The organism is Streptomyces ossamyceticus (genome assembly GCF_001418475.1).
Taxonomy (GTDB): domain Bacteria; phylum Actinomycetota; class Actinomycetes; order Streptomycetales; family Streptomycetaceae; genus Streptomyces; species Streptomyces ossamyceticus.
The window spans coordinates 1-19959 of the sequence record NZ_LIQX01000535.1 but is presented as its reverse complement, the minus strand read 5'-3'; the positions used below and the strand labels follow the sequence as shown (position 1 = coordinate 19959).

The window sequence follows — 19959 nt, the reverse complement described above, 5'->3', positions numbered from 1 at the left end:
CTTCCCCTCGGCCTTCTTCCCTTCGGTCTTCCCCGCCGCGGTCTTCTTCCCCGGACCCCTCTTCGCCGCGCCCGTACCAGCGGCCTTCTTCTTCGTCACCCGCACGGCCCCGGCACCAGGGGTGCCCTCCTCCTCGGCGCCGGACCTCGGCCCCACCGCGGCGGTCTTCGCGGCTCCCTTCTCCGCCGTCGTTCCCTCGGCGTCCGTCTTCCGGGCGCTCGTCCTGCTGGTGGCCGCCTTCGTTCCCGGGGTCGCGGGGACCCGCTTCTTGCCGCTCACATCCTTCGCCACCATGGCCGCGGCCCCTTCACATATTGTGATTTTGCACGCGAATCGTGCTGGGACGATAAATCGACCCGAGTCCCGCGGCAACGGGGCACACCACACATTCCGGCCGCCCCGCGACCGTCACGCGGCGAGCCTGCAAGCGTTGTGCCCAGCTCCTCGCCGGGTATTCCGCCCCGTCGCGGGTCCCGGGACCCGGACGTCCGGGCCACTCCATTCGGGTCACCCCGCAGGTCACCGCGTCACCCGGCCGCCGAGCCCGCCCAAGGCCCCTCCGGCCCCTCCGGGGGCGCCGCAAAACCGGTCGGCCGCTGTCCGCCCGGCGCCGTACACTGGGCGCAGCGAAAAGCGCGGATGGGGACGAGTAGCGCCGTACGCAGCCAAGAGCGACCCGGGGACGGTGGAAGCCCGGGGGCGAGCGCGACGTGAAGATCACCCCGGAGCCGCCGGAAGAACGCCGAGACCCTCGGGGCGCGGCCAGTAGACCCGGCATCGCGACCTCAATGAGAGGGCTCGTCACGGCGTACGACGCGACGACGGGCCAAGGAGGGTGGTACCGCGGGAGCGCGCCGCACACGGCGTACGCAGGATGAAGGCTCTCGTCCCTCCGACGGAAGGCAGCAAGTCCGTTGGAGGAAGCTCGCTCATGACAGAGCCGACGTACCGCCAGGTGCCCGCCCAGGTCGACCTGCCCGCGCTCGAGCACGCGGTGCTCGACTTCTGGCGCGAGCAGAAGATCTTCGCCAAGAGCCTGGAGCAGTCCGAGGGTCGCCCCGAATGGGTGTTCTACGAGGGCCCGCCCACCGCCAACGGCATGCCGGGCGCCCACCACATCGAGGCCCGCGTCTTCAAGGACGTCTTCCCCCGCTTCCGCACCATGCGCGGCTACCACGTGGCCCGCAAGGCCGGCTGGGACTGCCACGGCCTGCCGGTGGAGCTGGCGGTCGAGAAGGAGCTCGGCTTCAACGGCAAGAAGGACATCGAGGCATACGGCATCGCCGAGTTCAACGCCAAGTGCCGTGAGTCCGTGCTCCGCCACACCGACGCGTTCTCCGACCTGACGACCCGCATGGGCTACTGGGTCGACCTCGACGACGCGTACGTGACCATGGAGCCCGAGTACATCGAGTCCGTCTGGTGGTCGCTGAAGGAGATCTTCAACAAGGGCCTGCTGGTCCAGGACCACCGCGTGGCCCCCTGGTGCCCCCGCTGCGGCACCGGCCTGTCGGACCACGAGCTTGCGCAGGGCTACGAGACGGTCGTCGACCCCTCGGTGTACGTCCGTTTCCCGCTCACCTCCGGTCCGCTCGCGGGCGAGGCCGCGCTCCTGGTGTGGACGACCACGCCCTGGACGCTGGTGTCCAACACGGCGGTCGCCTCCCACCCCGAGGTCACCTACGTGGTCGCCACGGACGGCACCGAGAAGCTCGTCGTCGCCGAGCCGCTCGTCGCCAAGGCGCTCGGCGAGGGCTGGGAGACCACCGGCCAGTCCTTCACCGGCGCCGAGATGGAGCGCTGGACCTATCAACGTCCGTTCGAGCTCGTGGAGTTCCCCGAGCCCGCCCACTTCGTGGTGAACGCCGAGTACGTGACCACCGAGGACGGCACGGGTCTGGTCCACCAGTCCCCCGCCTTCGGTGAGGACGACCTCAAGGTGTGCCGGGCGTACGGCCTGCCGGTGATCAACCCGGTCCGCCCGGACGGCACGTTCGAGGAGGACGTCCCGATGGTCGGCGGCGTCTTCTTCAAGAAGGCCGACGAAAAGCTCACCGAGGACCTCCAGACCCGCGGCCTGCTGTTCAAGCACATCCCGTACGAGCACAGCTACCCCCACTGCTGGCGCTGCCACACCGCGCTCCTCTACTACGCGCAGCCGTCCTGGTACATCCGCACCACCGCCGTCAAGGACCGCCTCCTCCAGGAGAACGAGAAGACCAACTGGTTCCCCGACACGGTCAAGCACGGCCGCTTCGGCGACTGGCTGAACAACAACATCGACTGGGCGCTGTCCCGCAACCGCTACTGGGGCACCCCGCTGCCGATCTGGCGCTGCGAGGAGGGCCACCTCACCTGCGTGGGCTCCCGCGAGGAGCTGAGCCGGCTCTCCGGCACCGACCAGTCGGAGCTGGACCCGCACCGCCCGTTCATCGACGCGGTCACCTTCGCGTGCCCCGAGGGCGGCTGCGCCGCCACCGCCACCCGCGTCCCGGAGGTCATCGACGCCTGGTACGACTCGGGCTCGATGCCGTTCGCGCAGTGGGGCTACCCGTACAAGAACAAGGAGCTCTTCGAGAGCCGCTACCCGGCCCAGTTCATCAGCGAGGCCATCGACCAGACCCGCGGCTGGTTCTACACGCTGATGGCGGTCGGCACCCTGGTCTTCGACAAGTCCAGCTACGAGAACGTCGTGTGCCTCGGCCACATCCTCGCCGAGGACGGCCGCAAGATGTCCAAGCACCTCGGCAACATCCTGCAGCCCATCCCGCTCATGGACCAGCACGGCGCCGACGCGGTCCGCTGGTTCATGGCGGCCGGCGGCTCCCCCTGGGCGGCCCGCCGCGTCGGCCACGGCACCATCCAGGAGGTCGTCCGCAAGACCCTCCTCACGTACTGGAACACGGTCGCCTTCCAGGCCCTGTACGCCCGTACGACGAACTGGGCGCCGTCCGAGGCGGACCCGGCCCCCGCCGACCGCCCCGTCCTGGACCGCTGGCTGCTGAGCGAACTGCACGCCCTCGTCGACCAGGTGACGCAGTCGCTGGAGGCGTACGACACCCAGCGCGCCGGCAAGCTCCTCTCCGCGTTCGTGGACGACCTGTCGAACTGGTACGTCCGCCGCTCACGCCGCCGCTTCTGGCAGGGCGACAAAGCCGCGCTGCGCACCCTGCACGAGGTCGTCGAGACCGTCACCAAGCTGATGGCCCCGCTGACCCCGTTCATCACCGAGCGGGTCTGGCAGGACCTGATCGTGCCGGTGTCCCCCGGCGCCCCGGAGTCCGTGCACCTGGCGTCCTGGCCGGAGGCGGACCTCACCGCCATCGACCCGGAGCTGTCGAAGCAGATGGTGCTCGTCCGCCGCCTCGTGGAGCTGGGCCGCGCCACGCGCGCGGAGTCGGGCGTCAAGACCCGCCAGCCGCTGTCCCGCGCCCTGGTGGCCGCCACCGGGTTCGACTCCCTGGACCCCGAGCTGCACACCCAGATCACGGAAGAGCTGAACGTGAGCTCGCTCGCCTCGCTGAGCGAGGTCGGCGGCAGCCTGGTGGACACCACCGCCAAGGCGAACTTCCGCGCGCTGGGCAAGCGCTTCGGCAAGCGCGTCCAGGACGTGGCCAAGGCCGTGGCGAACGCGGACGCCGCCGCCCTCTCCCTCGCCCTGCGTGAGGGCACGGCGTCGGTCGAGGTCGACGGCGAGACGATCACCCTGGCACCGGACGAGGTGATCATCACGGAGACCCCGCGCGAGGGCTGGTCGGTCGCCTCCGACTCGGGTGCGACGGTGGCCCTGGACCTGGAGATCACGGAGGAGCTCCGCCGGGCGGGCCTCGCCCGTGACGCGATCCGCCTGATCCAGGAGGCCCGCAAGAACAGCGGCCTCGACGTGGCCGACCGCATCGCGCTGCGCTGGACCGCCACCGACGAGGCAGTGGTCGACGCGCTCACCGGACACGCCGGGCTGATCGCCGACGAGGTCCTCGCGACGGACTTCGCCACCGGGGAGGCCGACGACACCTACGGCGCCCCGTTCACGGACGAGGCCCTGACCCTGACGTTCCGCCTCCGCAAGGCGTGACGCCCCGCTGAACCGCCCGGCTCGCAGCCGACCGCTCCGAGCCGCGGCGCCGATCACGACCGAAGGCCCGGTGACACCGCCTGAGCGGTGTCCACCGGGCCTTCGGCGTGGTGTGCGCAGGACACACGCCCCACCCGCGAACAACCGTCCCCGACACCCCCGAACGCACATAGCACAAGGGCGGGGCCCCGGACCGAGAGATCCGGGGCCCCGCCCTGAACGCTGCCGACGCCTATGGCGTGCCGGTGATGATCAGTTGTCGTCCTCGTCGATGAGGAAGCCACGCATCGGCGAGGGAGCCTGCCCCATCGGCGACGGACCCTGCGGCCGGACCGGAGCCATCGGCTGGGTCATGGCCGGGGACATCTGCTGCTGACCGCCGTAGGAGGGCGCGGCCGGCGCCGGGGCGCCACCCATGCCCTGGCCGCCGTACGACGGCGCGCTCGCACCGGCCGGCGCCATGGACGGCGACGGGGACGGCGGCAGCGACGCGGTCGCCGGAGTGCGCGGCGGGGCCAGCGAGTCGTCCGCCTGGGTCTCCAGCTGACGCAGCTGCGACTCCAGGTAGGACTTCAGACGCGTGCGGTACTCGCGCTCGAAGCCGCGCAGGTCCTCGACCTTGCGCTCCAGCGTGGCGCGGGCGGACTCCAGGGAGCCCATCGCGACGCGGTGCTTCTCCTGCGCGTCCCGCTCCAGGGCGTCGGCCTTGGCACGGGCGTCCCGCTCCAGACCCTCGGCGCGGCTACGGGCCTCGCCGACGATCTTGTTGGCCTCGGAACGGGCCTCGGCGATCGCCTGGTCGGCGGTCTGCTGGGCCAGCGAGAGCACACGCGCGGCACTGTCGCCGCCCGGGCCCTGACCGGGTCCGCCCATCGGACCACCCATGGGGCCGCCCATCGGACCACCCATCTGCTGCATGGGCGGCTGGCCGCCCATCGGGCCCTGCCCCATCTGGGGCTGACCCATCGGGCCCTGCCCCATGGGGCCCTGGCCCATCGGCCCCTGACCCATCGGTCCGGGACCCTGCTGCCCCTGGCCACCGGGGCCGGCAGGCAGCTGCGGCGCACCGCTCGGCAGCTGGGGCGGGCCACCCATGGGGCCCCCCATCTGCTGCGGCGGGCCCGATATCCCAGCGGGTACGGGAGCGCCGGGTCCTCGCATGCCCTGCTGCTGCATGCCACCTTGCTGCATTCCGCCCTGCTGCATGCCACCTTGCGGCATGCCGCCCTGCTGCATGCCACCCTGCTGCTGGTCCTGCGGCTCGGGGGGCTTGCGCATGTTCTGCTGATTCTGGGCAGCAGCACGCGTGGCCGCGGCGAGCTTGGCGCGCAGGTCCTCGTTCTCACGAAGCAAGCGCGTCAGTTCGGCTTCGACCTCATCGAGGAAGGCATCGACCTCGTCCTCGTCATAGCCTTCTCGGAGGCGGACGGTCGTGAACTGCTTGTTCCGCACGTCCTCGGGGGTCAACGGCATCTCTTCACCTCAACGTAGTCGTCGGCATTCGGCAAGACCGCATCTCTCACACCGTTCCCATCCCGCTGGCCACTAGCGTGCGCAGGATAAAAACGATGATCATCAGCACGAAGAAGGACAGGTCGAGCGCCACGCCCCCGAGACGCAGCGGCGGAATGAACCGCCGCAGAAGCTTGAGCGGTGGATCAGTGACAGTGTAGGTGGCCTCCAGAACGACCACCATCGCCTTGCCGGGTTGCCATGAGCGGGCGAACTGGAAGACGTAGTCCATGACCAACCGGAAGATCAGCACGATGAAGAACACCGTCAGCGCGATGTAGAGGATCGTCAAGACCACGCTCATGTCCGGTGTTTCCCTCTCCCCGTTCCGTGCTGCCTGTACTGCTGTTTCCGGGTGGTGCGTCTCAGCTCTGGTTGAAGAACCCGCCCTCTGCGATGCGGGCCTTGTCCTCCGCCGTGACATCGACGTTAGCAGGCGACAACAGGAACACCTTCTGCGTCACCCGCTCGATGCTGCCGTGAAGACCAAACACCAAACCTGCCGCAAAGTCGACAAGTCGCTTCGCATCTGTGTCGTCCATCTCAGTCAGATTCATGATCACCGGGGTGCCCTCACGGAAGTGTTCCCCGATGGTACGGGCCTCGTTGTAGGTCCGCGGGTGCAACGTCGTGATCCGATACGGCTCCCGTTCGGACACGACCTTGGGCATGATCACCGGTGCGTTCTTCTCCAGGCTGGAACGGTCTTGTGTGATGGACGCCACGGGTGCGATCCGGGCGGGTCGCACCGATTCCGCGGGGAGCGAAGTGGCGTGCGCCACCGGCTCGCGCTGCGCCGGAGGCTGCACCACTCGCACCGATTCATCCCTTTGGGACTGATGTGACTGGTGCACCGGCTCATGGCGCCGGTGGTCCCGCTCGGGCTCGGGGTCGAGCTCGGGCTCGAAGTCGTCATCGGGGTCGAATCCCCTGCCGTCGTACCCATCGTCCTCCACGAGGCCGAGGTAGACCGCCATCTTGCGCATCGCGCCGGCCATGCTCTGAGTCCTCCGCTCTGTGGTGGATCGACTGACGACTTCCCAAGTGCCCGCGATCCACGAGGTCGTTGCGCCGCCCTTCGACGGAATGACCATATTTTCTGCTGTGGTCCGACTTCTTGGCGACGTTACCCGAGCCTGGGACGGACTCCGAGTACCGCAGTGCCGACGCGCACATGTGTCGCACCTGCCGCCACGGCCTCCTCGAGGTCCGCACTCATCCCTGCGGAGACCATGTTCGCAGCCGGATGGGCGCGGCGCAGGTCGGTCGACAAATCCATCAACCGCCCGAAGGCCTCGCGTTGGCGCCCGGCATACTCGCCGGTGAGCGGCGCTACGGTCATCAGACCATCGAGCCGCACCCCCGGGGAGTCGGCGAGGAGATCGGCCAACTCCGCGATCCCGTCCGGCCCGACACCGCCGCGCGCCCCCCGGCCGCTCTCGTCCGCGTCGAGGGCGACCTGGATGAGGCACCCCACCTCGCGTCCGACCCGGACCGCCTCCTTCGACAGCGCCGTGACGAGCCGGGAACGGTCGACGGACTGCACGAGATCCGCATAACGCACCACAGAACGGACCTTGTTGGTCTGCAATTGCCCCACGAAGTGCCACACAAGGGGCAGATCCGAGCACTCGGCCGCCTTGGGGGCCGCGTCCTGGTCCTTGTTCTCGGCGACGTGGCGCACACCGAGCTCCGACAGGATCCGCACATCACTCGCGGGATAGGTCTTGGTGACCACGATCAGGGTCACCTCCTCACGCCCCCGCCCCGCGGCCGCGCACGCCGCCGCGATGCGACCCTCCACCTTCGCCAGATTCGCGGCGAGTTGTGCCTTACGGTCGGTCATGCCCATCAGTCCAGCCAGACATATCCCGCGAGTCGCCCCGTGGCGCGGTCGCGGCGGTACGAGAAGTGGTCGCGCGACTCCAGCGTGCACACCGGCGACTGCTCCCGGTCGTGCACCCCCAGTCGCTCCAGCTGGGAATGCACTCCGGCGCTCACATCCACGGAGGACGTGCCCCAACTGGTCTCGGCGTACGCCGTCGGCTCCACGGCGGCCACGTCGGCGCGCATGGCTTCGGGCACTTCGTAGCAGCTGCCGCAGACGGTGGGGCCGGTGCGGGCGACGATCCGCGCGGGGTCGGCGCCGAGTTCGATCATGGCCTTGACGGCGGCGGGGACGACCCCGGCGACCATTCCGGGCCTGCCCGCGTGGGCGGCGGCCGCGACCCCGGCGACAGGGTCGGCCAGCAGGACGGGTACGCAGTCGGCGGTGAGCACCGCGAGCGCGAGACCGCGCCCGGTGGTGACGATCGCGTCGACGGAGGGGATGTCGGCGGTGGAGCCCCACGGTCCGTCGACCACCGCGACGTCCGCGCCGTGCACCTGGTTCATCCAGACGACCCGGCCGGGGTCTAGGCCCAGCGACTTCGCGGCCAGTTCCCGGTTGGTCGTCACGGCGGCGGCGTCGTCCCCGACCGCCCCGCCGAGATTGAGCTCCTCATACGGAGCGGCGCTCACCCCGCCCCACCTGTCGGTGAAGGCGAAGTGCGCGCCGCTCACGTTCTCGCGCTGTCCTATCACTTGAGGAAGTCCGGTACGTCCAGCTCCTCCGCCGCGCTGTCCGTGTAGGACCGGGACGGCGGGACCGGCGGGGCGACGGGCACCTCGCTCACCGGCTCCGGTGCGGGCGCCGACTCCTCCTTCGGCTTGACGCTGCCGAGCGAGCCGAAGGACGGGCGGGCCTCGGCGGCCCGCACCGGGGCGGGCTCATCGCGCTTGGCCGCGGCCGAGCCGAGGATGTTGTCCCGCTTGGCCGGGGGCTGCCCGCCGTCGAAGCCGGCCGCGATGACCGTGACCCGGACCTCGTCGCCGAGAGCGTCGTCGATGACCGCGCCGAAGATGATGTTGGCCTCGGGGTGGGCGGCCTCGCTGACCAGCTGGGCGGCCTCGTTGATCTCGAAGAGACCGAGGTCGGACCCGCCGGAGATGGAGAGCAGCACCCCGCGGGCGCCGTCGATGGAGGCCTCCAGCAGCGGCGAGGAGATCGCCATCTCGGCGGCGGCCACAGCGCGGTCGTCGCCGCGGGCCGAGCCGATGCCCATGAGGGCGGAGCCGGCCTCGGACATGACGGACTTGACGTCGGCGAAGTCAAGGTTGATCAGGCCCGGCGTGGTGATGAGGTCGGTGATGCCCTGGACACCGGAGAGCAGGACCTGGTCGGCCGACTTGAACGCGTCCAGCACCGAGACCTGGCGGTCCGAGATGGACAGCAGCCGGTCGTTCGGGATGACGATGAGGGTGTCGACCTCTTCACGGAGCTCGGCGATGCCGTCCTCGGCCTGGTTGGCGCGGCGGCGGCCCTCGAAGGTGAAGGGGCGGGTGACCACGCCGATGGTGAGGGCGCCCAGCGAGCGGGCGATGTTGGCCACGACGGGCGCGCCGCCGGTACCGGTGCCGCCGCCCTCGCCGGCGGTCACGAAGACCATGTCGGCCCCCTTGAGGACCTCCTCGATCTCCTCGCGGTGGTCCTCGGCGGCCTTGCGGCCGACCGCCGGGTTGGCGCCGGCGCCGAGTCCGCGGGTGAGTTCACGGCCGACGTCGAGCTTGACGTCGGCGTCGCTCATCAACAGAGCTTGCGCGTCGGTGTTGATGGCGATGAACTCGACGCCCTTGAGACCGACCTCGATCATCCGGTTGATGGCATTGACACCACCGCCGCCGACACCGATGACTTTGATGACTGCGAGGTAGTTCTGCGGTGCTGCCACGTCGAAGGCCTCTCGCCTCGAGTTACGTGTCGCCGCCTCGCGGGGTACCCGCGATCCGACGACTGATGCCGAAGTGGGACGGTCCGAACGCCGACCCGAACCCTAACGCTGAAGTTTAGGGTTACCAGTGTGTCTGTTCCTTGGACTCTTCCGAACAGGACACTAAGTCGACAAGTGGCGCACGTTCAACGAACACGCCGAACCTCCCGTTTTTCTTTTCACCCTATGTGATCAGCCGTAGCGGTGCCCAACCAGGGTGCTGGCCTGCACGGATATGCGTCAACTCCCTGATGACGCAGGCGCCGTGGGGACACTCACGTCGAAGTGCCCCGCGTCAGGGGCGGCTTTCATGAGCGCGCTGAGTGCACGGGCCTTCGCCCGCCCCTTCTCCGCGCTCCCCCAGGCGACGGTGCGGTCCCCGATCAGCTTCAGCACGATGGAGTCGTAGGAGCGGACCTCGACGACCAGGGTGTCCGGCGCGACCGCGGCCGGAATGTCACCCGCGACCCGCACCGCCTCACGCACGAGCCGGTCCTCGCCGAATCGCCGCAGACTGGCGGCGGAGGACCCCGGACGGGACAGCGCCAGTTCCAGGACGGGAACACCCTTCGGGGCACGCGAAACGGTGGCGAAACGAACACCCTTCGCGTCGACTTCGACGTACTTGCCCGAATTTCCGGGGGCTTCGACAATCAGGACCGGAGTACGTTCGGTGACTTTCAGCCCGATTCCATGAGGCAAGGAACGAATGACCTCAACCGAGTCGATTCGGGGCAATTTCTCCAGCAATCGCGACTCGATCGCTTCGATGTCCACGGAAATCAGCGGCTCCCCGAGGGGCACCTCGGCCGCCTCGCGCACCTGGGCCTCGGTGAGCACCCGGGTGCCCGACACGGAGACCCGCTCGGCCCGCAGCCACGACGAGCCGTACAGGGCCCAGACCGAGACCCCGCCGAGCAGCACCAGAGCGACCGCGGCGGCGATCAGGGCCCGCGGGCCGGGCAGCCGTCGGCGGCGTCGTGGAAGCGGGCCGGAGTCCAGATCGTCGTCCGCGCCGCGTTCGGCGGTGGTCGGTCCGGCCACGCTCCCCTGCCTTCTGTCGCGGCCCTAGCGGCGCGACGCGATCGCCTCGTACACCATCCCGACGAGCAGGTCGTCGGCGTCCCGGCGGCCGAACTCGCTGGCGGCGCGGGACATCTCGTACAGCCGGTGCGGGTCGGCGAGCACGGGCAGGACGTTCTGCTGGACCCACTGGGGGGTCAGTTCCGCGTCGTCGACCAGCAGTCCACCGCCCGCCTTGACCACCGGCTGGGCGTTCAGCCGCTGTTCGCCGTTGCCGATGGGCAGCGGGACGTACGCGGCCGGGAGCCCGACGGCGGAGAGCTCGGCGACGGTCATCGCGCCCGCGCGGCAGAGCATCATGTCGGCCGCGGCGTACGCGAGGTCCATCCGGTCCACGTACGGTACCGGGATGTACGGGGGCATCCCCGGCATCTGGTGCACCTGCGGCAGTTCGTTCTTCGGGCCGACCGCGTGCAGGATCTGGATCCCCGCCTGCTGGAGGTACGGCGCGACCTGCTGGACCACCTCGTTGAGGCGGCGGGCGCCCTGCGAGCCGCCGGAGACCAGCAGCGTCGGCAGGTTCGGGTCGAGGCCGAACAGGGCGCGGGCCTCGGGGCGCGCCGCGGCGCGGTCGAGGGTGGCGATGGAGCGGCGCAGCGGGATGCCGATGTAGCGGGAGTCGCGCAGCTTGCTGTCCGGGGTGGAGACGGCGACCTGGGCCGCGTACCGGGAGCCGATCTTGTTGGCGAGGCCGGGGCGGGCGTTGGCCTCGTGGACGACGATCGGCACCCCGAGGCGCTTGGCGGCGAGGTAGCCGGGCAGGGCGACGTAGCCGCCGAAGCCGACGACGCAGTCCGCCTTGGTGCGCTCCAGGATCTGCTCGGTCGCCTTGATCGTGCCGCGCAGCCGGCCGGGCACGGTGATCAGCTCGGGCGTGGGCTTGCGTGGCAGGGGTACGGCGGGGATCAGCGCGAGTTCGTAGCCGCGCTCGGGGACGAGGCGTGTCTCAAGGCCGCGCTCCGTGCCCAGGGCCGTGATGCCCACGGTCGGGTCCTGCCTGCGCAGGGCGTCCGCGAGGGCGAGCGCGGGCTCGATGTGACCGGCGGTTCCGCCACCGGCGAGGACGACATGCACCGAAATTCACCGCTCTCCGGACGAACACGCCGTTCAGGCGCGCCGTCGCATCGTGTTCCATCTCCCGGGCCGCCCCGAAGGGCCGCCGCCCCGCTTTCTACCAAAGCGAGGTTGCCGCATCGCAAGCGCCGCCCGCGCAGCGGGCTCGTCGCGTGCGAAGGCGATCAGCAGCCCGATGGCGAACATGGTCGGCAGCAGGGCGGAACCCCCGTAGGAGAACAGCGGGAGCGGGACTCCGGCGATCGGCAGCAGACCGAGCACCGCACCGATGTTGATCACCGCTTGAGCGGTGATCCAGGTGGTCACGCCTCCCGCGGCATACCTGACGAAGGGGTCCTCCGTGCGTCCGGCCACGCGGATACCCGCATAGCCTAGAGCCGCGAAGAGGGCGAGCACCGACAGCGTCCCCGCGAGGCCCAGTTCCTCACCGGTGACGGCGAAGATGAAGTCGGTGTGCGCTTCCGGGAGTTGGCCCCATTTTTCCACACTGGCACCGAGCCCCGAGCCGAAGATTCCGCCCGAGGCGAGGGCGTAGATGCCGTGCACGGCCTGCCAGCAGGTGTCCCCCTGCCCCGGTTCCGTGGCACCGATGCACGCGAGCCGGGCCATACGGTTCTCACTGGTCCTGATCAGGACGAAGCCGATCAGTCCGGCGACGGACAGCACGCCCACGAACAGCCTGGTCGGCGCGCCGGCCAGCCACAGCAGGCCGAACAGGATGGCCGTCAGGATGATCGCGGTGCCCATGTCGCCGCCGAGCATGATCAGCCCGAGGAGCATGAACGCCACCGGCACCAGCGGCACCAGCATGTGCTTCCACTGGGTCAGCAGCCGCTTGTCCTCCTTGCGGGCGAGCAGATCGGCCCCCCACAGCACCAGCGCCAGCTTGCCGAACTCGCTGGGCTGGATCTGGAACGAGCCGCCGACGGCGATCCAGTTCTGGTTGCCGTTGATCGACTGCCCTATCCCCGGCACCTGTACCAGGGCCATCAGGAAGACACAGCCGGCCAGTATCGGGTACGCCAGTGCCCGGTGCAGCTTCACCGGCATACGCGAGGCCACGAGCAGCAGCAGGGCGCCGATGGAGGCCGCGAGGAACTGCTTGCGGAAGAAGAAGGTCCCCGGCAGCGACTTCTGCAGCGCCGTGATCTGCGAGGCCGAGTAGACCATCACCAGGCCGAGCACGGTGATCAGCAGACTGCCGCCGAGGATCAGGTAGTACGCGGTCAGCGGACGGTCCCAGGCCCGCCGCGCCCGTGTGTGGAGCCGGCGTACGGGGTTCTCGCGGGACGGGCGGGGGACGGGCGGCCTGCGGGTGAGGCGCTGGACGGGAGGGCGGCCGGTACGGCTACTGGGCATCGGGGGCGCCCTTCCCGCGGCGCACCGGCGACATCCGTGTCACGCGTTCCCTCCCAGGTTCGCCCAGCTCCGCCGCCAGGCACGGGCGGGCCGGTCAGCCGTCCGCGGAGGCGAGTTCGCGCACTGCCTCCGCGAACGCGTCCCCGCGCCTGTTGTAGTTGACGAACATGTCCATCGACGCGCAGGCCGGTGCCAGCAGCACCGTGTCGCCCGCCTGTGCGAGCGCCCGTGCCTCGCGAACCGCCGCGAGCATCGCCCCAGTGTCTGTCCGGTCGAGGTCCACGACCGGCACTTCGGGGGCGTGTCGCGCGAGCGCTTCGCGGATCAGCGCGCGGTCCGCGCCGATCAGCACGACGCCCCTCAGCCGCTTCGCCGCCCCGGCGACGAGCTCGTCGAAGGTGGCGCCCTTGGCGAGTCCGCCCGCGATCCACACGATCGACTCGTAGGCCGCCAACGAGGCCTGCGCGGCGTGGGTGTTGGTGGCCTTGGAGTCGTCGATGTACGTGACGCCGTCCAGGTCGGCCACGTGCGCGATGCGGTGGGCGTCCGGGGTGAAGGCCCGCAGGCCGTCCCGTACGGCCTTGGCGGGCACACCGAAGGCGCGGGCGAGGGCGGCCGCGGCGAGGGCGTTGGCGACGTTGTGCGGGGCCGGCGGGTCGATGTCGGAGACCTCGGCGAGCTCCTGGGCGTTCTTCTGGCGGTTCTCGACGAAGGCCCGGTCGACCAGGATGCCGTCGACGACGCCGAGTTGGGACGGGCCCGGGGTGCCGAGCGTGAACCCGATGGCCCGGCAGCCCTCCTCGACGTCCGCCTCGCGCACCAGATCCTCGGTCGCCTTGTCGGCCACGTTGTAGACGCAGGCGATCCGATTGCCCTCGTAGACCCGGCCCTTGTCCTTGGCGTACGCCTCCATGGAGCCGTGCCAGTCGAGGTGGTCGGGGGCGAGGTTCAGGACGGCGGCGGAGTGGGCGCGCAGGGAGGGCGCCCAGTGGAGCTGGTAGCTGGACAACTCCACGGCCAGCACGTCGTACTGCTCGTCGCCGAGGACGACGTCCAGGAGCGAGACCCCGATGTTGCCGACGGCGGCGGTGCGCAGCCCCGCCGCCTTCAGGATCGAGGCGAGCATCTGGACGGTCGTGGTCTTGCCGTTGGTGCCCGTGACGGCGAGCCAGGGCGCCGCGTCGGGGCCGCGCAGGCGCCAGGCCAGCTCGACGTCGCCCCAGATCTCCAGGCCCGCCTCGCGGGCGGCGGTGAACAGCGGCTTGTCGGGCTTCCAGCCGGGCGCGGTGACGACGAGGTCGGTGCCCTCGGGCAGGGTGGCGCCGTCACCGAGGCGCACGGTGATGCCGAGCGCCTCCAACTCGGCGGCCTGGGCCCGGGCGCGTTCGTCGTCGCCGTCGTTGACGACCGTGACGGCGGCGCCGAGGCCGTGCAGGACCTTGGCCGCGGGGATGCCGGAGACGCCGAGCCCGGCGACGGTGACGTGCCTGCCCTGCCAGTCGGTCACTTGTCGGCCGCCCATCCCGCGTAGAAGAGGCCCAGTCCGACGATCACGCAGATGCCCTGGATGATCCAGAAGCGGACCACGACCAGGACCTCGGACCAGCCCTTGAGTTCGAAGTGGTGCTGGAGCGGTGCCATGCGGAAGACGCGCTTGCCGGTCAGCTTGAACGAGCCGACCTGGATGACGACCGACATGGTGATGAGGACGAACAGGCCGCCGAGGAGCGCGAGGAGCAGCTCGGTGCGGGAGCAGATCGCGAGACCGGCGAGCGCGCCGCCGAGGGCCAGCGAACCGGTGTCGCCCATGAAGATCTTCGCGGGCGAGGTGTTCCACCACAGGAAGCCGAGGCAGGCGCCCATCAGGGCGGAGGCGACGATCGCGAGGTCGAGAGGGTCACGTACCTCGTAGCAGGCTTCCGGGTTGGTCAGGGTCTGCGTGTTGGCGCAGGACTCCTGGAACTGCCAGACGCCGATGAACGTGTACGCGCCGAAGACGAGCACGGAGGCACCGGTGGCGAGGCCGTCGAGGCCGTCGGTCAGGTTCACGCCGTTCGACATCGCGAGGATCATGAACAGCGCCCAGATCACGAACAGCACCGGGCCGATGGACCAGCCGAAGTCCTGGACGAAGGAGATCTTGGTGGAGGCCGGCGTCTGGTCGCGGACGTCCGGGAACTGCAGCGCGAGGACCGCGAAGCCGATACCGACGATCAGCTGGCCGGCCATCTTGGCCTTGGCCCGCAGACCGAGCGAACGGCGCTTGACGATCTTGATGTAGTCGTCGAGGAAGCCGACCAGGCCCATGCCGCCCATCAGGCCGAGCACCAGCAGACCGGAGAAGGTCGGCGGCTGGCCCGAGATCACCTTGGCCAGGAAGTACGCGACGATCGTCGCCAGGATGAAGGCGATACCACCCATGGTCGGCGTACCGCGCTTGCTGGCGTGCTCGCGCGGGCCGTCGTCACGGATGTACTGGCCGTAGCCCTTGCGGGCCAGCAGCTTGATCAGCAGCGGTGTGCCGACCAGCGTCAGGAAGAGACCGATGACTCCTGCGAACAGGATCTGATTCATCATCGCGCGGCAACCTCACCCTCGTTGCCGCCGTCGAGCAGCGCCTGCGCCACACTCTCGAGCCCGACCGACCGGGACGCCTTCACGAGCACGACGTCCCCCGGGCGCAGCTGACTGCGCAACAGGTCGATCGCCGCCTGTGCGTCGGACACGTGCACCGACTCCTCACCCCACGAACCCTCGTTGTATGCGCCCAGTTGCAGCCAGGAGGCCTCCCTGCCCCCGACCGCGACGAGCTTGCCGACATTGAGCCGGACGGCGAGCCGTCCGACCGCGTCGTGCTCGGCGAGCGATTCGTCCCCGAGCTCGGCCATCTTGCCGAGCACCGCCCAGGTCCGCCGCCCCTTGCCCATGGCTGCGAGCGCGCGCAGAGCGGCCCGCATGGACTCGGGGTTCGCGTTGTAGGCGTCGTTGACGACCGTCACGCCGTCCGGGCGCTCGGTGACCTCCATCCGCCAACGGGAGAGGGAGCCCGCCTCGGAGAGCGCGGTGGCGATCTCTTCCGCGGACATGCCCAGCTCATGGGCGACGGCGGCCGCGGCGAGCGCGTTCGACACGTGGTGCTCACCGTACAGGCGCATGGTCACATCACTTGCACCGGAGGGTGTGTGAAGGCGGAACGCGGGCTGTCCCGCGTCCGTGAGCCGTACGTTCTCTGCGCGTACGTCCGCTTCGCCGGACTCTCCGAAGAGGACCACCTTGGCCTTCGTGCGGGAGGCCATCGCGCGGACGAGGGGGTCGTCGGCGTTGAGGATCGCGGCGCCGCCCTCGCTCGCCGGCGGCAGGGCCTCGACCAGCTCGCCCTTGGCCTGCGCGATCTGCTCACGGCCGCCGAACTCGCCGATGTGGGCGGTGCCGACGTTGAGCACGAGGCCCACCTTGGGCGGGGTCAGGCCGGTGAGGTAGCGGATGTGGCCGATACCGCGGGCGCCCATCTCCAGGACGAGGAAGCGAGTCTCCTCGGTGGCGCTGAGCGCGGTGAGGGGCAGCCCGATCTCGTTGTTGAGGGAGCCGGGCGTGAACACCGTCGGCGCCTTGCGCCGGAGCACCTGGGCGATCAGGTCCTTGGTGCTGGTCTTGCCCGCGGAGCCGGTGAGGGCGACGAGGGTGGTGCCGAGTTCGCGCACCACATGGCGGGCGAGGGCACCGAGGGCCGCCTGGACGTCGGCCACGACGATCGCGGGCACGCCGACGGGACGGGACGCCAGCACCGCTGCCGCGCCCGCCTCGACGACCGCGGCCGCGTAGTCGTGGCCGTCCACGCGCTCGCCGACGAAGGCGACGAAGAGGCTGCCGGGCTCCACCTCACGGGAGTCCCGGACGACGGGTCCGGTGACGAGCGCCGACGGATCCGGTATGTCGTGCGTCTGCCCGCCGACGACTTCTGCGATCTCGGCGAGAGAGAGGGCGATCACAAGTTCATCCCTGGGTCTGCTGGATAGCTTCGCGGAGCACCTGGCGGTCGTCGAAGGGACGTACCACGCCGGCGATGTCCTGGCCCTGCTCGTGGCCCTTGCCCGCGACCAGCACGGTGTCGCCGGGTTCCGCGCGGGCCACGGCCGCGGCGATCGCGGCGGCCCGGTCCTCGAAGAGGAGGACCTCGCCGCGCTCGTGGGAGGGAACGGAGGCCGCGCCCTCGAGCATGGTGGCGAGGATCGCGAGAGGGTCCTCGGAGCGGGGGTTGTCGGAGGTCAGTACGGCGGTGTCGGCGAACCGGGCGATGGCGGCGCCCATCGGCGCGCGTTTGGTGCGGTCCCGGTCGCCGCCGCAGCCGAGCACCACGTGCAGCCTTCCCTCGGTGACCTTGCGCAGGGCCTTGAGGACCGACTCGACGGCGTCCGTCTTGTGGGCGTAGTCGACGACCGCGAGGTAGGGCTGCCCGGCGTCCACGCGCTCCAGGCGGCCCGGTACTCCCGGCACGGCGGCGACGCCGTCGGCGGCGGTCTGCGGGTCGATCCCGGCGACGGCCAGGGCGGCGATCGCGGCGAGGGTGTTGGCGACGTTGAACGGACCGGGCAGCGGCGACCTCGCGGTGATCCGCTCGTCCTTCGGGCCGATCACGGTGAACGTCGAGTCCATCGGGCCGACCTCGACGTCCACGGCGCGCCAGTCGGCGTCGGGGTGACCCTCGGCGGAGAACGTGACGACCGGGACCGTGGCCTCCTTGGTGAGCCGGCGGCCGTACTCGTCGTCGACGTTGACGACGCCGAGCCTGCTGCGCTCCGGGGTGAACAGCCCCGCCTTGGCCTGGAAGTAGTCCTCCATGTCGGAGTGGAACTCCATGTGCTCCGGGCTGAGGTTGTTGAACACCGCCACGTCGAAGACGCAGCCGTCGACCCGGCCGAGGACCAGGGCGTGGCTGGACACCTCCATGACGACCGCGTCCGCGCCGCGTTCGCGCATGACGGCGAAGAGGGCCTGGAGGTCGGTGGCCTCGGGGGTGGTGCGCTCGGACTTGACGCGCTCGTCGCCGATGCGCATCTCGACGGTGCCGATGAGCCCGGTGGAGCGCACCGTGCGCAGGCCGCCCTCGACGAGGTAGGCGGTGGTGGTCTTGCCGGAGGTGCCGGTGATGCCGATCTGGAGCAGGTCGCGGCCGGGCCGGCCGTAGATCGTGGCCGCCAGCTCGCCCATCCGTCCGCGCGGGTCGTCGACGACGAGGACCGGGAGCCCGGTGGCGGCGGCGCGCTCGGCCCCGGTCGGGTCGGTCAGGACGGCGACGGCGCCGAGGCCGGCCGCCTGGTTCACGAAGTCGGCGCCGTGCAGCCGGGCGCCGGGCAGGGCGGCGTACAGATCGCCGGGGCGGACGGCACGGGAGTCATGGGTGATGCCCGTGACCCCGGTGGTGGCCTCCCCGGTCTCCGGCTGCGCGGCACCCAGGTGTCCGGCGAGTTCCGCGAGGGGTGTGGCGGAGACCTGGGCCGGCCTGGGCGGTCCGGGATGTGTCACGGAAACGCCCTTCTGGGTGGTTTGGGACTGATCAGCGTGTGGCACGGCGGTGAGCGTACCGGGCGCACCCCCGCCGGAGCGAAGCGAGGGTTTGTGCGAAGGCGGTGGGGCGGCGTGGTTCCCGGGGTCGGGAGTGATCATGGTCACGAGTGCGTTCCTGGCTGGTTGCGCTGATCAGTGGGTGGATCAGGGAGAGGTCAGGAGGGTCGGGGGTCGCCCGGGCGGCGGGTCACGGCTTGAAGCTGACGGGCAGGTTCGCGGGTCCGGCGCCGGTCGGCGGGACCTGGAGGGTCTTCAGGGCGAACTCCATGACCTCCTTGTAGATGGGCCCGCAGATCTGGCCGCCGAAGTAGTTGCCCTTGGTGGCGTTCTGGATGGCGCAGTACACGGTGATCCGCGGCTTGTCCGCGGGTGCGAAGCCTGCGAACGACGAGGTGTAGCCGCGATATCTGCCGGTGGCCGGATCCACGCGGTTCGCCGTGCCCGTCTTGCCCGCGACCCGGTAGCCGGGGATGCGGGCCTTGGTGCCGGTGCCCTCCTCGTCGTCCACGACGGACTCCAGCATCCTGGCCAGGGTCTTCGCCGTCCTCTCGCTCACGACCCGGGTCTTCTTCGGCTTCGGGGCGGGGGTGAAGCGGCCGTCGGGCCCCTTGGTGCCACGGACGAGGGTGGGCGCCACGCGGACGCCGCCGTTGGCGATCGTCGAGTAGACGGAGGTCGCCTGCATGGCGTTTATCGAGACGCCCTGGCCGAAGGGGATCGTGTACTGCTGCGACGTCGACCAGTCGCCGGGCGCGGCGAGGATGCCCCTGGTCTCGCCGGGGAAGCCGAGCCCCGTGTAGCTGCCGATGCCGAACTTGCGCAGGTAGGAGTAGAGGATCCGGTTGGACTCCCGCTGGTTCCTGCCGAGTTGGCCGGTGGCGAGGATCGTGCCGATGTTGCTGGACTTGGCGAGCACGCCGTTGAGCGTCAGGTACCAGGTCGGGTGGTCGATGTCGTCCTTGAAGAGGCGGTCGCCGCGGTGCAGCCGGTTGGGCACGGTGACATGCGTCTCGGGGGTGGCGACGTTCTCCTCCAGTACGGCGGCCATCGACATGACCTTGGCGGTGGAGCCGGGCTCGTAGGCGTCCTGGAGGGCCGCGTTGCCGAGGGCGTCCGGGTTCGCCTTGGTGAGGTCGTTGGGGTCGAAGCCGGGCGAGTTGGCCATGGCGAGGATCTCGCCGGTGCGGGTGTCCTGCACTATCACGTAGCCGCGGTCCGCCTTGGACTTCTTCACCTGCTCGGTGATGGCGCTCTGCGCGGCCCACTGGATGTCGCGGTCGATGGTCAGCTCGATGTCGGAGCCGGCCACGGCGGGGGTCTCGGCGGAGCCCGCGGTGGGTACGAGACGTCCACCGGACTGGGCGTAGCGGATCTTGCCGTTCTTGCCGGACAGATCGCGGTTCAGCTGCTGCTCGATGCCGCCGCCGCCCTTGCCCTCGGCGTTGACCCAGCCCAGTATCCCGGCGGCGGCATCGAGCAGCA

Annotated in this window: 15 protein-coding genes and 1 pseudogene; 1 reads left to right on the top strand and 15 read right to left on the bottom strand. The window is 70.3% G+C overall.

The genetic code is table 11. The annotated features are described in order from the left end of the window. Positions 1–294, bottom strand: a pseudogene (locus AOK15_RS45290) (TraR/DksA family transcriptional regulator); the annotation flags it as partial. 637 nt (positions 295–931) lie between these two features. On the opposite strand from AOK15_RS45290, the gene ileS reads away from it, so the two are divergent. Beyond that, positions 932–4075: an isoleucine--tRNA ligase gene (gene ileS / locus AOK15_RS32290; RefSeq protein ID WP_055521872.1), complete on the top strand. Its 3144-nt coding sequence runs from the start codon at positions 932–934 to the stop codon at positions 4073–4075. A gap of 252 nt (positions 4076–4327) precedes the next feature. Here ileS and AOK15_RS32285 read toward each other — a convergent pair whose 3' ends face one another. The 14 genes from AOK15_RS32285 to AOK15_RS32220 all read right to left on the bottom strand — a co-directional run. Beyond that, positions 4328–5548: a DivIVA domain-containing protein gene (locus AOK15_RS32285; RefSeq protein WP_055521871.1), complete on the bottom strand. Its 1221-nt coding sequence runs from the start codon at positions 5546–5548 to the stop codon at positions 4328–4330. 46 nt (positions 5549–5594) lie between these two features. Beyond that, the gene (locus AOK15_RS32280) at positions 5595–5891 is read right to left on the bottom strand and encodes a YggT family protein (protein WP_055521870.1); all 297 of its coding nucleotides are present in this window, start codon (positions 5889–5891) and stop codon (positions 5595–5597) included. 61 nt (positions 5892–5952) lie between these two features. Next, the gene (locus AOK15_RS32275; RefSeq protein WP_055521869.1) at positions 5953–6585 is read right to left on the bottom strand and encodes a cell division protein SepF; all 633 of its coding nucleotides are present in this window, start codon (positions 6583–6585) and stop codon (positions 5953–5955) included. A 128-nt stretch (positions 6586–6713) separates the two neighbouring features. Next, positions 6714–7433, bottom strand: a complete 720-nt coding sequence (locus AOK15_RS32270) for a YggS family pyridoxal phosphate-dependent enzyme (protein WP_055521873.1) — start codon at positions 7431–7433, stop codon at positions 6714–6716. 5 nt (positions 7434–7438) lie between these two features. Further along, positions 7439–8170, bottom strand: a complete 732-nt coding sequence (gene pgeF, locus AOK15_RS32265; protein WP_055521868.1) for a peptidoglycan editing factor PgeF — start codon at positions 8168–8170, stop codon at positions 7439–7441. Beyond that, a complete protein-coding gene (gene ftsZ / locus AOK15_RS32260) occupies positions 8167–9357 on the bottom strand; it encodes a cell division protein FtsZ (protein WP_055521867.1) in 1191 nt (396 codons plus the stop codon). The genes pgeF and ftsZ overlap by 4 nt, the downstream gene beginning before the upstream one ends. 279 nt (positions 9358–9636) lie before the next feature. Then, positions 9637–10440 carry a cell division protein FtsQ/DivIB gene (locus tag AOK15_RS32255; protein WP_055521866.1) on the bottom strand — a complete coding sequence of 268 codons (804 nt, stop codon included), beginning with the start codon at positions 10438–10440 and terminating at the stop codon, positions 9637–9639. Between the two features lie 24 nt (positions 10441–10464). After that, entirely contained in the window at positions 10465–11553 is a 1089-nt protein-coding gene (murG, locus tag AOK15_RS32250) for an undecaprenyldiphospho-muramoylpentapeptide beta-N-acetylglucosaminyltransferase (RefSeq protein WP_055521865.1), read from the bottom strand. Positions 11554–11586: 33 nt separating this feature from the next. After that, positions 11587–12912, bottom strand: a complete 1326-nt coding sequence (gene ftsW / locus AOK15_RS32245) for a putative lipid II flippase FtsW (protein ID WP_055521864.1) — start codon at positions 12910–12912, stop codon at positions 11587–11589. 94 nt (positions 12913–13006) lie between these two features. Then, complete coding sequence (gene murD, locus AOK15_RS32240) at positions 13007–14434, bottom strand: UDP-N-acetylmuramoyl-L-alanine--D-glutamate ligase (RefSeq protein ID WP_055521863.1); 1428 nt, start codon at positions 14432–14434, stop codon at positions 13007–13009. Further along, complete coding sequence (gene mraY / locus AOK15_RS32235) at positions 14416–15489, bottom strand: phospho-N-acetylmuramoyl-pentapeptide-transferase (RefSeq protein WP_055521862.1); 1074 nt, start codon at positions 15487–15489, stop codon at positions 14416–14418. The genes murD and mraY overlap by 19 nt, the downstream gene beginning before the upstream one ends. Beyond that, positions 15486–16901 carry a UDP-N-acetylmuramoyl-tripeptide--D-alanyl-D-alanine ligase gene (locus AOK15_RS32230; protein WP_055521861.1) on the bottom strand — a complete coding sequence of 472 codons (1416 nt, stop codon included), beginning with the start codon at positions 16899–16901 and terminating at the stop codon, positions 15486–15488. The genes mraY and AOK15_RS32230 overlap by 4 nt, the downstream gene beginning before the upstream one ends. A 4-nt stretch (positions 16902–16905) precedes the next feature. Continuing rightward, positions 16906–18582 (bottom strand): UDP-N-acetylmuramoyl-L-alanyl-D-glutamate--2,6-diaminopimelate ligase, encoded by a 1677-nt coding sequence (locus tag AOK15_RS32225; protein WP_185093768.1) that lies wholly within the window; start codon positions 18580–18582, stop codon positions 16906–16908. An 82-nt stretch (positions 18583–18664) separates the two neighbouring features. Then, positions 18665–19959, bottom strand: a 1295-nt coding sequence (locus AOK15_RS32220) for a peptidoglycan D,D-transpeptidase FtsI family protein (RefSeq protein WP_055521859.1), incomplete at its 5' end; no start/stop codon positions are given.